This is a genomic window from Patescibacteria group bacterium (assembly GCA_026397045.1).
Taxonomy (GTDB): domain Bacteria; phylum Patescibacteriota; class Saccharimonadia; order CAILAD01; family BJGX01; genus JAPLVO01.
On sequence record JAPLVO010000012.1, the window covers coordinates 16,582 to 31,437 of the forward strand.

14 protein-coding genes are annotated in these 14,856 nt (G+C 43.7%); 11 read left to right on the forward strand and 3 right to left on the reverse strand.

Annotated elements, in window-relative coordinates:
* The first annotated feature begins 202 nt into the window (after nucleotides 1-202).
* From ileS to NT111_02305, 6 genes are all read left to right on the forward strand, one after another.
* Nucleotides 203-3,103, forward strand: coding sequence for an isoleucine--tRNA ligase (gene ileS, locus NT111_02280; GenBank protein ID MCX6804817.1), 2,901 nt, complete (start codon nucleotides 203-205; stop codon nucleotides 3,101-3,103).
* Nucleotides 3,100-4,227, forward strand: a complete 1,128-nt coding sequence (gene rodA / locus NT111_02285) for a rod shape-determining protein RodA (GenBank protein ID MCX6804818.1) — start codon at nucleotides 3,100-3,102, stop codon at nucleotides 4,225-4,227. Before ileS ends, rodA begins: the two co-directional genes overlap by 4 nt.
* The gene (locus NT111_02290; protein ID MCX6804819.1) at nucleotides 4,224-4,754 is read left to right on the forward strand and encodes a thermonuclease family protein; all 531 of its coding nucleotides are present in this window, start codon (nucleotides 4,224-4,226) and stop codon (nucleotides 4,752-4,754) included. Before rodA ends, NT111_02290 begins: the two co-directional genes overlap by 4 nt.
* 16 nt (nucleotides 4,755-4,770) lie before the next feature.
* Entirely contained in the window at nucleotides 4,771-5,253 is a 483-nt protein-coding gene (locus NT111_02295; protein MCX6804820.1) for a hypothetical protein, read from the forward strand.
* Nucleotides 5,254-5,316: 63 nt separating this feature from the next.
* Nucleotides 5,317-6,099 (forward strand): heliorhodopsin HeR, encoded by a 783-nt coding sequence (gene heR / locus NT111_02300; GenBank protein ID MCX6804821.1) that lies wholly within the window; start codon nucleotides 5,317-5,319, stop codon nucleotides 6,097-6,099.
* 2 nt (nucleotides 6,100-6,101) lie between these two features.
* Nucleotides 6,102-7,319, forward strand: coding sequence for an APC family permease (locus tag NT111_02305; protein MCX6804822.1), 1,218 nt, complete (start codon nucleotides 6,102-6,104; stop codon nucleotides 7,317-7,319).
* A gap of 8 nt (nucleotides 7,320-7,327) precedes the next feature.
* Here NT111_02305 and NT111_02310 read toward each other — a convergent pair whose 3' ends face one another.
* Nucleotides 7,328-8,503 (reverse strand): ATP-dependent RecD-like DNA helicase, encoded by a 1,176-nt coding sequence (locus NT111_02310; GenBank protein ID MCX6804823.1) that lies wholly within the window; start codon nucleotides 8,501-8,503, stop codon nucleotides 7,328-7,330.
* Between the two features lie 101 nt (nucleotides 8,504-8,604).
* On the opposite strand from NT111_02310, the gene trxB reads away from it, so the two are divergent.
* Nucleotides 8,605-9,540, forward strand: coding sequence for a thioredoxin-disulfide reductase (gene trxB / locus NT111_02315; GenBank protein ID MCX6804824.1), 936 nt, complete (start codon nucleotides 8,605-8,607; stop codon nucleotides 9,538-9,540).
* Between the two features lie 109 nt (nucleotides 9,541-9,649).
* Here trxB and rplU read toward each other — a convergent pair whose 3' ends face one another.
* Entirely contained in the window at nucleotides 9,650-9,961 is a 312-nt protein-coding gene (gene rplU / locus NT111_02320; GenBank protein MCX6804825.1) for a 50S ribosomal protein L21, read from the reverse strand.
* A 110-nt stretch (nucleotides 9,962-10,071) separates the two neighbouring features.
* On the opposite strand from rplU, the gene NT111_02325 reads away from it, so the two are divergent.
* Both NT111_02325 and NT111_02330 read left to right on the forward strand, forming a co-directional pair.
* Nucleotides 10,072-10,839 carry an AAA family ATPase gene (locus NT111_02325; protein MCX6804826.1) on the forward strand — a complete coding sequence of 256 codons (768 nt, stop codon included), beginning with the start codon at nucleotides 10,072-10,074 and terminating at the stop codon, nucleotides 10,837-10,839.
* The gene (locus NT111_02330) at nucleotides 10,839-11,732 is read left to right on the forward strand and encodes a ParB/RepB/Spo0J family partition protein (GenBank protein MCX6804827.1); all 894 of its coding nucleotides are present in this window, start codon (nucleotides 10,839-10,841) and stop codon (nucleotides 11,730-11,732) included. The genes NT111_02325 and NT111_02330 overlap by 1 nt, the downstream gene beginning before the upstream one ends.
* Before the next feature lie 4 nt (nucleotides 11,733-11,736).
* On the opposite strand, the gene lepB is transcribed toward NT111_02330, so the two are convergent.
* Nucleotides 11,737-12,561: a signal peptidase I gene (gene lepB / locus NT111_02335; protein ID MCX6804828.1), complete on the reverse strand. Its 825-nt coding sequence runs from the start codon at nucleotides 12,559-12,561 to the stop codon at nucleotides 11,737-11,739.
* A gap of 93 nt (nucleotides 12,562-12,654) precedes the next feature.
* Between lepB and NT111_02340 the strand changes: the two genes are divergently transcribed.
* Nucleotides 12,655-14,049 (forward strand): LCP family protein, encoded by a 1,395-nt coding sequence (locus tag NT111_02340; GenBank protein MCX6804829.1) that lies wholly within the window; start codon nucleotides 12,655-12,657, stop codon nucleotides 14,047-14,049.
* Nucleotides 14,027-14,836: a hypothetical protein gene (locus NT111_02345; protein ID MCX6804830.1), complete on the forward strand. Its 810-nt coding sequence runs from the start codon at nucleotides 14,027-14,029 to the stop codon at nucleotides 14,834-14,836. Before NT111_02340 ends, NT111_02345 begins: the two co-directional genes overlap by 23 nt.
* Nucleotides 14,837-14,856: the final 20 nt, after the last annotated feature.

Genomic DNA, 14,856 nt, shown 5'->3' on the forward strand with positions numbered 1-14,856 from the left:
GGCAATAAAGTGGTTATCAGCCACATAGCTACAGAAAGAACCGCTCAAAACTGTTTTGAAGCCTAGTAGAGTCTGTCGCAGTCACCTGCGTTGTTAAAGTGAAATTAAGAGCCACACCCTATGGAAGCAGGATGGTACCGTCTCGAGTCATTCGAGATTCCTGCATAGTCTATGGGGTTTTGTTATAAATAAGGAGCTCAAAATGAAAAAACTAGCCAGCTATAATCAAAAAAATATCGAGCACAGCATTCTAGATTTCTGGAACAAAAATGATATTTTTGAAAAATCACTTGAAAAAACAAAAGGCGGAGAAAGATTTAGCTTTTACGATGGGCCACCTTTTGCAAACGGCCTTCCTCATTTTGGGCATAGCTTGGTCACTAGTATCAAAGATTCAATAGGTCGCTATCAAACCATGCGTGGTCGTTATGTGGAGCGCCAAAATGGCTGGGATTGTCATGGGCTACCAGTTGAGTTTGCTATCGAGAAGCAATTTGGAGTATCGGGTAAACAGCAAATTACAGAGCTGGGAATTGAAAAATTCAATCAAGCCTGCCGCGACTCCGTTTTCACTTACAAAAAAGACTGGGAACAGTTTTTTGAGCGCATGGGTCGCTGGTCAGACACCAAAAACGCCTATGCCACAATAGACACTAGCTATACCGAATCAGTATGGTGGGTGATGTCGCAAATTCACAAAAAAGGCCTACTCTACAAGGGCTACAAGTGTATGCCTTACTGCCCAAGATGCGCCACGCCACTTAGTAATTTTGAGGTAAATGAGGGCTATAAAGATGATGTAGAAGACCCCAGCCTGTATGTTAAGTTTAAGCTCAAGGGTGAAGATGTCAGTTTGATTGCATGGACAACAACCCCATGGAGCCTTCCTGGTAATGCCGCCCTTGCAGTTAACCAAGATGCTGAATATGTAAAGCTTCAGCTTAGTGATGACTCTGGCAATACTGAACAAGTGATTGTCGCCAAAAACAGAGTAGAAGCCCTCAACAGTGAAAGCTATCAAGTGATAGATCAGTTTTTGGGCAAAGAGCTGGTAGGAAAATCATATTTGCCTGTTTTTGAGCTTGAAGATTTAGCGCCCTCAGAAAATCTCTACAAGATTTGGTCTGCAGACTTTGTTAGCATAGAAGACGGTACCGGTATTTTGCATGTGGCTCCAGCTTTTGGTGAAGATGATCTTAGCTTGTCTGTTGAAAAGCAAATACCCGTTCTGCAAACCGTTAGTGCCGAAGGTAAAATAAAACCGGGCACTGGGCTAGCAGAAGTAGATGGTAAGTTTTTCAAGGGGGCAGATAAGATTATAATAGCCCACCTCACAGAACTTGGGCTAGTTTACGGCGCTGAAACATTTAAGCATACTTATCCTTTTTGCTATCGTTGTGACACGCCGCTACTATACTACGCAATTGACACTTGGTTTGTGTCGGTTTCAAAAATAAAAGACCAGCTAGCCGAGTCAGCCAAAGATATTACCTGGCACCCAGATCATATTAAAGACGGCCGATTCGGTAAATGGCTAGAAGGAGCTCGGGATTGGGCAGTGAGCCGTAACCGATACTGGGGTGCACCAATGCCAATCTGGGTAAATACCCAAGACGAATCTGACTATCTAGTTATAGAGAGTATTGAGCAGCTCAAATCTCTGGCCGTGGGTGATCCAAAACTCACTGATTTGCACCGACCCTTCATAGACGATGTAATTATCGAAAAAGAAGGCAAAACTTATAAGCGCATAGAAGAAGTGATAGATTGCTGGTTTGAATCTGGCTCAATGCCGTACGCCAAAGGCCACTATCCTTTTGAGAATGCTGATCAATTTGGACAGTCATTTGGGGCCGACTACATAGGTGAAGGCCTAGACCAAACCCGCCTGTGGTTTTATGTCTTGCATGTAATTTCTACGATCGTGTCAGATAAGCCAGCCTACAAAAATGTTTTGGTAAATGGCATGATTATGGCAGCAGACGGCAGAAAGTTATCAAAGAGCCTCAAGAACTATCCACCTATTGAAGATGTACTAGATGACGAGGGAGCCGACAGCCTACGCTTTTATCTGCTCTCTAGCGATCCAGCCATGTCTGGAGACTACATGCGCTTTGATAGGGCTGGGCTTAAGGATGTTCAGCGTAATTTATTTATGACAATCAACAATAGCGTGTCTTTTTTGGGAATGTACGCAGAAATTGACGGCTGGAAACCAAGCTCACTGGGCACACCGCAAAAACTCACCAACCCTCTAGACATCTGGCTAGTTGAGATGGTCAAGCAGGCATCTAGTATTGCTACAAAATCTGCCGACAGCTTTGAGATATCTAAGGCCACCTGGCAGGTATATGAGCTAACTCAGGAGCTTTCTAATTGGTACATTCGCCGCAGCAGAAGGCGCTTCTGGAAAAGTGAAGATGATAGCGATAAGAAAGACGCTTATCGCACTCTACATTGGGCACTGGTAAGCATTTGCCAAATGTTAGCACCCTGGTCGCCGTTTATTAGCGACTATTACTATAAGTACCTGACAGATGGTATGCAAGACGCCGAAGAGTCGGTGCATTTGAGTAAATGGCCTAGCTTTGATCAGGCTGATCAGTCAGTACTTGCCAGTATGGTGAGTGTGCGGCAAGCTGTAAACGACGGATTGGCCGAAAGAGCCAAGGCTGGCATAAAGGTTCGCCAGCCACTTGCTAGCGCAGTAATAAACTCACCAAACAGCATAAGTAAAGACCTTGAGCAAATAATCGCCGAAGAGCTGAACACTAAAAAGATTGTTGTAAAAAGCGCTGAGGAACTTTCGGTGGTCTTGGACACAAATATTACTCAAACCCTCAAAAATGAAGGCATTGCTAGGGATATTATTCGCAACATACAGCAGGCCCGCAAAGATGCAGGCTTACAGATAGAAAATCGTATTAAATTAAGTCTTTTTAGCCCATCTGGAGGACTCAATATGGCTATAAATGAGTTCACTAATATCATTTCAAAAGAGACCCTTTCTGTGGAGTTTTATGCCACCCCGAAGGCTTACGGCTATACCAAAACAGCCATAGTAGATGGCCAGGAATTGATAATTGAACTAGAAGCTAAATGAAAAAAAGGCCGATTTGGAAGCTAGGTAGTTACGATAATTTGCTGCTAGCTGCCAGTACGCTACTAGTTATATTGGGCCTTATAGTGTTGTATTCACTGGGAGTACGGGCCAAGCAAGTATCAAACCAGTTAGATACGACAAGACAAATTGTTTACGCTCTGGTTGGTCTGCTATTAATGGTCGTAGCATCCAGGAATGATTATAAGATTCTTAAAAGCTATAGTGGAGTTTTGTATATTTTTATGATAGCTACCTTGCTGGCTGTGGAGTTTTTTGGCGCAACTCGCCTAGGTGCGACGCGCTGGATCGCGATTGGCCCCTTCCAGTTTCAGCCCTCAGAACTTTCAAAATTAATTCTCATAGTGGTCCTTGCTAAATTTTATTCACAAAATTACGACTTTACAGACCAACTTAGGAACTTAGTTAAGTCTTTAGTATATACTTTACCAGCTGTATTCCTCGTTCTCGTCCAGCCGGACTTAGGTACTGCGATCGTACTTGGGTTTATCTGGCTTGCTATGACACTAGCAACAAGAGTAAAAAAGAAATATATCTTAGCGATGATTGTGGGCATTATTGTCCTTTTCCCAGTTATATATCCGAACCTCAAGACCTACCAAAGACAAAGGGTAAATACATTTCTTCAGCCAGCCTCCGATCCAAGCGGCACCGGCTATAATGTCAATCAAGCGATTATAGCTGTAGGCTCAGGTGGCGTATCAGGGCAGGGCTTAGCAAGCGGCGGCCAGACTCAAGGTAATTTCTTGCCAAGTTCACATACCGACTTTATTTTTGCAGTTTTGGCAGAGAAGTTGGGCTTCGTCGGCGCGCTTGTTTGTATTCTACTATTCGCTGCAGTAATTGCCAGGATAGTGATGGACGCTAGCCTTAGCCAGGATAGGTTCGGTAGCTTGCTTTGCATTGGCATCGCGGCGATGTTTATTATTCATGTTTTTGTAAATATCGGTATGAACCTCGGTATAATGCCTGTCACTGGGATACCTCTACCTTTTATATCTGCGGGCGGTACTAGCATGATGGCGAGTTTATTTTCAGTAGGTATCGTACAAAGTGTTTATTCTAGGCGCAGAGGCCGAGAGCTAAAGGATACGGAGTTAGTGTGAAGCACAATAAAAAACTTATCATATTTGGGGCTGGATTGCTGGTGTTAGGCTGGAGCTTGGCGTTTGGCAGGCCAAATAAGGGCACTGTCGCAGCCCAGGACGAATATGAGGTAAAAAATGTCATAGATGGCGACACATTGGAGATAGTAAGATTTGGGAAAAATGAGAAAGTAAGATTTATAGGCATTGATACGCCCGAAACTTTGGACCCAAGAAAGCCAGTTCAATGCTTCGGAGAGCAGGCTTCCCAAAAGTCAAAGGATCGGCTATCGGGCAAAGTAGTTAGGATTGAGTTTGACCCAGTTGTAGGGGAAAGAGATAAGTATAATAGGCTACTGGCATATGTCTGGGTAAATGGCACAGAGCTATATAACCTTGAATTGCTTGAGCAAGGTTTTGCTCATGAGTATACCTATAGATCCCAAAGCTATAAGTACCAGAGCGCATTTAAGCAAGCTGAAATGTCAGCTAAAAGTTCAGGCTTAGGGCTGTGGAGTAGTGATACCTGTTCGGGTATTACAAAATAGCTGTATACTAGTAGTCATGGAACAAGTTCTAGACCCCGTAAAAAAGCAACGCGAGCGAGACTTAATAGAGCAGTTTATTAGCATCTGTCCTAAGTATTCGGGCTGGGCTTTCGAGTCGTATTCCGAAAACCCTGATATGATTTACACAAAGGGCTCCAATAGAATCGGCTTTGATAGCGTAATAATATCTGACGACCAGGCATCTGTTCAGTGTGTCTATAGTCCAGAGCTATGTCAGATATCGCTGCCTGGCAATATTAGTCGTAGTGAAAGACTAAATAAGATTGAGACATTTTTTGCCAATAAGCTCTTTACTCATCTCAGGAAGTATAGTGTGCCGACTGTTTTGGTTTTCACATTAGTCGATACCCAAGAAACTTCATTTGCAGATATAATTAATATAGCCAAGAAGTTCAAACTCCCTAAGCTCGAGGTATTCAACATTCAGTCCTACTACCTTTGCGATAATTCGCAGTATGTGAAAATTGCCTCGACCTGAAGTATGGTATATAGTATAGGCATAAGTACTTTGCAGTAATTAAATAAATATATTAAGGAGACCATGTCTAAGAAAAAAAAGATAACTATTGAGGGCTTAAGGAAATTTAACATTTTCATGTTTTTCTTTTTTGCCCTGCAAGCTGGAATATTGTTACTCATTGCCAGCCAAAAAGTAAAATTTCCAATAACTACCAACTATTTAACTTTCGATTTAGCTACCGAGACCTTAGTATCATCTAGTAAAACGCTGTTTGACTTGCCCTTGGTTTGGCCAGTCATAGCCTTTGTTCTAATATGTATGTTGTCGCACCTGCTGATTTCTACAATATGGTTTAGGGGCTACAAAAAAGACCTTAAGGCTGGCATGAACCGGGCTCGCTGGATAGAATATAGTTTTTCTGCCAGCATAATGATTGTGGCTATATCTCTGCTTACTGGTATATATGACCTATCAAGCTTAATAATGCTATTTGCGCTGGTTATGGTAATGAACTTGTGTGGCTTAATAATGGAAATACACAACCAGACAACAGCAAAAACTAATTGGATTAGCTATATTGTGGGCTGTATTGCCGGCATAGTTCCCTGGGCAGTGATTGCTATTTACTTCTGGGCTAGTGCCTCTAGTGCCACTGGCGGCGCCCAAATACCGGCCTTTGTTTACTGGATATTTATAACCATCTTTATTTTCTTCAATTGCTTCGCCATAAACATGTTCTTGCAGTACAAAAAATGGGGGCCCTGGAGCAACTACCTGTATGGCGAGAGAGTGTATATTATTCTTAGCTTGGTAGCCAAAACAGCTCTTGTATGGCAAGTATTTGCCGGCACCCTTAGACCCTAAAAATGGCCCGCCGGTACAAGCTTAAGCGTACACTCGGTATATTCTTAGTAACTATTTATGGCCTAGGCAACATAGTCGGAGCTGGCATATATGCTTTAGTAGGAAAAGTTGCAGGCGAAGCTGGAACAGCTACTCCATTGGCTTTTTTATTGGCATCTATCGTGGCTGGTTTTAGTGCATTATCTTTTGCAGAATTATCTAGCAGAAAACCATATAGCGAAGGTGTCTCGGCTTATGTGCATAACGCATTTCGCCGAAAGCCAGTTTCGATAGCCGTCGGCGCACTAATGGCAATCGCAACGGTTGTCTCGGCTGCCGCACTGGCTAGAGCTTTTGGAGGTTATCTTTACCAGTACACTGGTATATTTATCCCGCTTGGTGCAGCTCTTATAATTATCACTTTTGGATTGCTTTCGGCTTGGGGCATAGAAGAGTCAGCTAAGTTAGCAGCTGTACTAACGGTTATCGAGGTTCTTGGTCTGGGTGTTATTATCTGGCTAGGAAGGGGAAGTATAGTCGCTAGCGCTCAGACTCCAGCCAACTTTTTTGATATCAGTAGCGTAGGTATCACCGGCGTTTTGTCGGCAGTATTTTTGGCCTTTTATGCTTATATTGGCGTAGAGGACATTGTGCATTTGTCTGAAGAAACAAAAAAACCCAGGCTCACGGTTCCATTCGCTATTATCGGAGCTGTAACAATAGCTACAGTTCTCTACACTCTGGTTTCAATAGTAGCCATAGATGCCGTTCCACTTGCCGAGCTTAACAAATCGGCTGCTCCCGTTGGTTTGATCTTTACTACATTATCGAGTACGCCGGGCTGGGCGATCGCTATTATTGCTCTTGCGGCTACAGCCGGAGGGGTGCTGGCACATATCATCAGTGGTTCGCGATTGCTTTTTGGTATGGCTGAGGCTGGTTGGCTTCACAAAAGACTGGCAATTGTACATGAGACACGCAAGACTCCAACCGTAACAATCGCGGTGGTTGTTGCTGTATCTATAGTTTTATCGACCTTCGCCGAGGTAAAGACTCTAGCGCTGGTTACTAGCTACCTTATACTAATTATATTTTCGCTGGTCGATACATCGCTTATAATTATCAAAATCAGAGACAAAAACACTAAAAAGCCAATCTTTTCTGTCAGTATGATAGTGCCTATTTTGGGTCTAGTATCTAGTATTTTACTGCTGGTGGTGCAGACCAGCATTTTGCTTTAGCAAATCCGCTAATTACCAATAATATATAGCTCTTGTTCGGCCCTGGTGACCGCGGTATACAGCCAGCGTTGCCATTCGTCTTGGCTCATTTTTGGAAAGCGTTCCTCAAAAACCAACACCCGCTTGGCCTGCGAGCCTTGAGCCTTATGAACAGTCAGGCCATAGCCGAAATCAAACAGACCGACAGAGTCCTTCTGAGGCCTTTTAGGCACAGACTTAAGTGTAGTGGGGGCACCAAATTGTTCCCTCGGTGCAAAGCCCTCAAATTTAATCCCATCAAAATCGGCCGTAATGTCCCACCATAATTCTTCATCATCATGAGCGGCTGGAGTGATTTGTTCGATAAGGCCTATTTGCCCGTTGCTGAGGCCTGATTCGCGGCTATTTTTTAGGCAAACAATAATATCATTACGCTGTGGGTCTGGGCCCTCCATCCCTTTAAGTAGCCTCACATGGGCATTGAGTTTTTGACGCGTGCTGTTATAGCCACAGAGTATTAGTGTGTCGGTATTGTGACTTTGCAGTATCTCTTCAATCAGATCGCCAGTAAGAGGGTCGGCATTATCTAGCTTGGCCACTCCTTCACCATAGCTCATTATTGGTATTTGATTGCCATTTCTTGCTAGTGCTGAAATCGCTATAATAGGGCTTTCAGCAGCTTGTCGCCATATTCTATCTAGCGTTAGATCCGGCTCTAGCATTAGATTAAAGCTGCTGCCAATTGGCGGCAGCTGGCCATGGTCTCCAACTGCCAGAACTGGCTTGCCAAAACTGAGGAGGTCAGCCCATATCTCCTCGCTGACCATACTAGCCTCATCGACCACCACCAAATCGACTCTCAAGAAATCGCGCTTTCGCCATTTTGGCGCATCCCCCTTACTGGACTCAGAATAATACATCAGGCCATGCAGTGTAGATATAGAATCGCCAGGCTGCAAGATATTATCAGCCACTAATTTGCGTTTTAGCACTAGTGTTGCCTTGCCAGTATAGGCAGCAAAGCCAACCTTCATGCTCGGGATGTTAGTTTGCAAGACTCTACGCAAAGCAGCTAGCAGAGTGGTTTTGCCAGTACCAGCATAGCCACCTAGGGTAAGGTATTGTTTACCACCGCCCTTGGCGATTTTTAGCCAAGCCCCAATAGCACTTAAAGCTACGCCCTGCTGATTGGTAAGTTTTTGCATCTACAGTATTGTATCAGTAATTATACTTTAGTATCACTGCAAAAAAGAATTATTATATAATTAACAACAAAATAGTTTTTATTTGCTATAATATGGTCAATATGACTAAAGAATTAAAAACTAAAAAATATGATTTGATCATTATTGGTGCTGGCCCTGCGGGCTACACTGCCGCCATATACGCAGCTAGGGCTAGTCTTAAAGTACTTATGATTTCAGGTACCACCCCCGGAGGTCAGCTACTACTTACCAGCGAAGTAGAGAACTTTCCGGGCTTTAAGGACGGCATCAAGGGCCCTGAGCTGATGGATGAAATGAAAGCCCAGGCACTCCGTTTCGGGGCTACGATCGTCCAGGAGATAGCCACAAAAGTAGAGCTCGGTGGCCAGCCTAAAAAGGTCTGGGTTGGCAAATCTCAATTTCACGCCAAATCCATAATAATTTCTACTGGCGCAAGTGCTAACTGGCTCGGGCTAGATAACGAGCAGCGCTTGATGGGCAATGGCATATCGTCTTGTGCTACCTGCGATGCGTTCTTTTATCAGGATAAGCATGTAGTGGTGGTTGGCGGTGGCGATAGCGCAATGGAAGAAGCCCTGACACTAGCAAAATTTGCCAGTAAGGTCACAATAGTGCATCGTCGTAGTGAGTTTCGGGCTAGCAAAATAATGCAAGAAAGAGTACTAAGTAATGAAAAGATTACGGTCAAGTGGAATAAAACCGTAGTAGATGTATTGGGCCGAGACAGAGTTGAGGGTGTAAAGCTCAAGGACCTAGTGACCTCCAAGGAGTCTAGCCTAAAGTGCGATGGTATGTTTGTCGCAATCGGCCATACTCCAGCCACAGAGCTATTCAAGGGCACTCTCGAAACCGACTCCAAAGGCTATCTTGCGACCAAGGATAATGTCAAGACAGCTTTGTCTGGAGTATTTGCAGCCGGGGATGTAACAGACCCTCACTATAGGCAGGCCATAACAGCTGCCGGCGACGGCTGCAGGGCCGCGCTAGAAGCTGAGCGCTATATTGAATCCAGCTAGGCCAAGTTCATTAATTCATTCTAAATTTAGCCTCTCTTATATCAGACTGATGATTACACCTAGCAAAAAACGCCCTTGAAGAGGGGCGTTTGTACTTATATTTACTAGTTTACTTAGTGTTTATAGCTGTAATCTCTAATATAGTGTGTCGCTGACGGTGGCCAGTGAGAGTTTTTTGACGCTTCTTGGCCTTATATTTTAGGATCTTAACTTTATCGGCCTTAACATCGGCTTCCACGACCTTAGCTACTACAGTGGCGTTTTCAATAACAGGCTTGCCGACCTGGATATTGTCACCATCTATCAGCAATAGGGCTTGGAACTCAATCACATCTTTGTCGGAGTGTAAAAGCTCGGCCTCAATAATGTGGCCTTTTTCTACCATAAACTGCTTTGAACCTGATTCTATTACTGCTATCATTTTGAGTTTCCTTTCTATGCCAGTTATTAAAAGACAATTTAAAATTGTAGCACAAAAGTAGCCTATCTGTAAAGAATTAATTTAAGAGCAAATACTGCTATAATATTAATATGCACGGAGACAGCAAAATAATAATAGTTGCCAATCAAAAAGGCGGCGTTGGAAAGACTACCACAGCAATTAATTGCGCCGCGTACTTGGCTAAATCTGCTCGTAATGTCTTACTAGTAGATTTAGACCCCCAGGGCAATAGTACCAGCGGCTTAGCGGTCGATAAGAACAGTCTTAAACATAGCGTTTATGATGTCTTGATCAATTCAGTTCCGGCGACCGATTGCATTGTTGCAACAACAGTGCCGAATCTCCATCTTTTACCATCTAATTCAATTTTGGCAGCAGCAGAGGTTGAACTCAGTGCTGTTGATGGCAGGGAATACATCCTGGCCAATGCTCTATCCGAACTGAAATATGATGTAATTATCATCGACAGCCCTCCATCTCTGGGGCTACTAACCCTAAATGGTTTTGTGGCAAGTGATTTTGTGCTAATCCCCGTACAAAGCGAATACTATGCCCTAGAGGGGCTCTCGGAATTATTAAATACTATTAAGCGTGTCAGGGTTGGGCTTAATAAGCAGCTGCAAATACTTGGTGTGGTTGTTACCATGCACAACAAACGCACCAGCCTAGGCGAACAGGTATTAGCTGAATTGCGTAAGCACTTTCCGGAGAAGCTATTTGACACAGTAGTGCCACGCAATATACGCTTAGCAGAAGCTCCCAGCCATGGTCGCCCTATTTACGAATACGACCGTTTCAGCAAGGGGGCACTGGCCTATAAGAAGTTATCTAAAGAAATCGAAGGGAGGTTGTTTTAATGGCTACTAAGAATAGATTAGGCAGAGGACTAGATGCGCTAATCCCTGTTAATATGGATGAGTTTGTGGCCGATAGCTTACCCGACGGTCTTAAGGATAATTCCAACGATGTTGCTACGATCGCTATCGATAAGATATCCCCCAACCCCCACCAACCTCGCTCTGAATTTTTAGAAAGTGATCTCAAGGATTTAGCTAGTAGTATTAAGCTGCATGGCGTAATTCAGCCCTTGGTCGTTATTAAAACCAAGCCTGGGTATTTTCAGCTAGTTGCCGGCGAGCGTCGTATGAGGGCATCTAAGCTAGCAGGCCTAAGCACCGTACCAGCAATTGTGAGAACTTTTAGTGAGCAAGAGCAGCTGGAGTTAGCCGTCATAGAAAACATTCAGAGGGCTGATCTCAAACCACTAGAAGTCGCTATCGCCTACAATAAATTAGTCGATCAATTCAACTTAACGCACCTTCAGATCTCTAAGCGAGTCGGTAAGGGTGCCTCGACAGTTTCAAATGCCATAAGGCTGGTTAATTTGCCTCATCCCGCCAAGTTAGCTCTACAAAAGGGCCAGATATCAGAGGGCCACGCCAGAGCGATACTATCCTTAAACGAAACTGCCGATCAGCTTCAGCTATTAGAAACAATCATTAAATCTAGGCTGACAGTGCGTGAAGCAGAGGAAGCCGTTCGCCGATATAAAGACGGCAATGTGGATTCTAAGCCGCCTAAAGCCGTAAAGATTAGATCTGAACATGCGGTACTTATAAATAGTATCGGGAAATATCTTGCGACAAAGGTAACTATCCATAAGACAGCCAAGGGTGGTAGGCTTCAGATAGAGTACTACTCAGATGAAGAGCTTGAGAGAATAGCCGAACAGATAAAGGGCCAAAACTAGCTTATTATTTATATTCCGCTGGCCCTAAAAATCCAATATCATTTAAAGGTAGAAGCCTGAAGAAGGCGTTGCCAGATATGTTCTTCTGAGGCAGTTGGCCCCAGAATCTAGAGTCATAGCTACCGCCAGGGGATCTGTTGTCCCCGACAGTAAAGACATTCCCAGGTGCTATTATTTCGTCAACTTCACCCTCCGAAATGTATGCAGGATCTATGTAGGGCTCTTTTAGTATGAAGCCATTAGGGCTTTCTTTATTATATATTTTGAATACACCATTTTTTAATGTGATTCGCTCGCCAGGGAGGGCGATGACTCTTTTAACATAAAACAGCTCAGCGTTTTCTGGTGGCCTAAAAACTAGTACATCGCCACGCTTAATGTCCATGCCTTTTTTGTTACCCCAAATGGCCGATACATTATTTAGCGAGGATGCTAGCTTATTTATTAAAATGTAGTCGCCGTCATTATAGCCGGGGTTCATACTGCTGCCACTAACATAGTAGGCCTGAAAAACAAAAGTATTGATAAATATCACCACTGCAGCGGCAATTAGAAGGGTTTTGAGAAGCTCCCAGGCAACATGAAGTATGCCTTTTTTTGGTTCAACCTCGGTTTCCTGGTGAGTGCGAGTCTGAGATTCTGCGAAATCATTAAATTCAACAACATCCCGATTGAGATCATGGGGCTCCTTGGCGGCAGCTGGGCTATTGTTGCCGGCTATTTGATTCTTGGTTGGACTGTTGGGCGCGATCACGCTACCTGGCTTTAGGAGGTCGGATTCGTCTAGTCTTGCCGTAAGGTCGACCGGTTCGTTATTGTTATTATCCATTATCATAATTATAGCAGCTTGAAAGTGGATATTAAGCACTTTGCCTATAATTGTTTCCTACTAAGCCCTTATGGCATATAATAGGTTATATACATGAAGTCCAAAAAACAGCACAAGGATAGCCAGACTTCTACTATCCAAAAAGATTTGACCAAACCAATAAAGACCAAGAAAAAGTACCGCTGGGGCTTAAGGTTAATTGTTGCGGTTATAATTTTAGTTATACTTGCAGTAGGTGCTATAGCCGTAAGATCGTTAACATCTTTAAATAAGGTTCTGCAAAAAAGAACTGGTATCGCCGCCGCCGGCCTAAAAGGAGACCTAGAGCTAAGTAAACTTAAGGGCGAGGGAGAGGGTAGGGTAAATATTTTATTATTAGGAACTGGTGACGCTGGCCATGCGGGCGAAGGCTTAACCGATACTATGATTGTAGCTAGCATAGACCCTAAATCGAAGGATGTAGCGATGCTTGGTATTCCTAGGGACTTATATGTCAAGATCCCAGGCTTTGGCTGGGACAAGGTTAACTCGGCACATGCCCTAGCCGAGCAGGAGAATCCTGGGTCAGGCCCTGAACTAGCCAAGAAGACAATTAGTGAGTTTATTGGCCAGCCAATACACTACTTTGTTCGACTGGATTTCACTGGCTTGAAATCAGCGGTGGACTCCCTAGGGGGTGTAGATATTTATAATTCCTCATACCTAAGCGACACCGAGTACCCCTGCGACACGAGTGAATCAAAATCTTGCGGGTTCAAGCTAAACTCCGGCTATTACCATATGGATGGAGCCTTGGCCCTAAAGTATGCGAGATGCCGCAAGGGTACTTGCGGCGATGATTATGGACGCGCAAGGCGACAGCAATCAGTGGTAGTGGGCATGCGAGATCAGGCATTACGGCTTGGTAATATCTTGAACCCTGCTAAGGTCGCTGATCTTATCGGAATCGCTGGGGATCACTTGAAGACAGACATAAGTATCGATGAGTTAAAGCGTTTAGCCGATCTAGCCAGTAAGGTCAACTCCAACAAAATAGCTAATAAGGTGCTTGATTCGGAAAATGAAGGCCTGGTAGTTAACAGTAGTGTCGGTGAAGCCAGTGTTGTCGTGCCCGCGGCGGGAATCGGCAAATATGGCGGGATAAAGTCTTTCGTAAGAAGTATTTTTATTGATGGCTATGTCAAAAGCGAGTTGGCTAAGGTAGAAATAAAGAACTCAAATGCTAAGCCAGGAGCAGTGTATGCCCTATCCTCAATATTGAAATCTCTCGGCTATAATGTTATAAATACTTCAGCCGTTCAAGATAAAGGCAACGGTAACGGTAACACTCAGATCTTAGATTATACTAATGGGTCTAGTCCCTATACTCTAAAGTACCTGGAGAACAGATTGAAGCAGCCAGTTTCGAAAGCTGAAAAGCCCGCTGGTAGCCAGGCCGATATAGTAATTATTTTAGGAGCAGAATATGAACCTCAAGGCAACATTTAAAAGATTTAATTTGTTTACTCAGGGCCAGAGGCTGATTGTTATTATTAGCGTCTGCGCGGCTCTTGTGTCGATGATGATTTTATATTACACACCGTCGCCGCTATTGCTGGTGCCAATTATTGTGGCTCTTAACTATGGGTTATTTAGGCGCCTACTGGTAACTAAAAAAATCAGGATGATAATCGCTAAATCTCTCCGGCCATTTATTTGGCTATCTGTAAGTTTATTTTATTTTTATAGCATCTATAGCATAAATTCTACCCCGGCGTATATATTTATAATTTGTTTGTCGGGCTGCTCTGCAGTATATGGGCTACTTAGCTATATCGAGATCCAGCAAGAAACTAATTTGATGCTTAACAACTCTCTGACGCTAGTATTTATACTTATCACGACATCTCTCTCAAGCCTATTGGTATCTTATTGGAACTGGCCTGTGCCACTTGTTATGGTTGGCCTCTGGCTTGTTAACTTCCTGATTGGCCTGTGGTGGTTACTGGACTTTACCAACAAACCACAGCTACTAGCCGCACTCTGGGGTTTTGTAGTGGTAGAATTGGCCTGGCTGGCTTCACGCTGGACGGTACTATACCAGATCCCTAATCTGCCGCTGATAGTGTCTCAATTCTCTGCGATTGTCACTTCGTTGGCATATGGTTGGGGAGGGATATACTTTCACTACAAGCACCGTAGCCTCAAAAAAGCCATAGTATTTGAATATTTAGGTGTCACGATTGTGGTTTTTGCTGCGTTAATATTATTGAATCGCTGGACTAGTCTCGGCTAAATAATATTTAAAGGAGGTAA

Excerpts from the sequence above, each read along its gene's own strand:
- trxB (MCX6804824.1), top strand. The coding sequence starts at position 8,605 with ATGACTAAAGAATTAAAAACTAAAAAATATGATTTGATCATTATTGGT.
- NT111_02295 (MCX6804820.1), top strand. The coding sequence starts at position 4,771 with ATGGAACAAGTTCTAGACCCCGTAAAAAAGCAACGCGAGCGAGACTTA.
- NT111_02310 (MCX6804823.1), bottom strand. The coding sequence starts at position 8,503 with ATGCAAAAACTTACCAATCAGCAGGGCGTAGCTTTAAGTGCTATTGGG.
- NT111_02340 (MCX6804829.1), top strand. The coding sequence starts at position 12,655 with ATGAAGTCCAAAAAACAGCACAAGGATAGCCAGACTTCTACTATCCAA.
- NT111_02325 (MCX6804826.1), top strand. The coding sequence starts at position 10,072 with ATGCACGGAGACAGCAAAATAATAATAGTTGCCAATCAAAAAGGCGGC.
- heR (MCX6804821.1), top strand. The coding sequence starts at position 5,317 with ATGTCTAAGAAAAAAAAGATAACTATTGAGGGCTTAAGGAAATTTAAC.
- rodA (MCX6804818.1), top strand. The coding sequence starts at position 3,100 with ATGAAAAAAAGGCCGATTTGGAAGCTAGGTAGTTACGATAATTTGCTG.
- NT111_02305 (MCX6804822.1), top strand. The coding sequence starts at position 6,102 with ATGGCCCGCCGGTACAAGCTTAAGCGTACACTCGGTATATTCTTAGTA.
- lepB (MCX6804828.1), bottom strand. The coding sequence starts at position 12,561 with ATGGATAATAACAATAACGAACCGGTCGACCTTACGGCAAGACTAGAC.
- ileS (MCX6804817.1), top strand. The coding sequence starts at position 203 with ATGAAAAAACTAGCCAGCTATAATCAAAAAAATATCGAGCACAGCATT.
- NT111_02345 (MCX6804830.1), top strand. The coding sequence starts at position 14,027 with ATGAACCTCAAGGCAACATTTAAAAGATTTAATTTGTTTACTCAGGGC.
- NT111_02330 (MCX6804827.1), top strand. The coding sequence starts at position 10,839 with ATGGCTACTAAGAATAGATTAGGCAGAGGACTAGATGCGCTAATCCCT.
- rplU (MCX6804825.1), bottom strand. The coding sequence starts at position 9,961 with ATGATAGCAGTAATAGAATCAGGTTCAAAGCAGTTTATGGTAGAAAAA.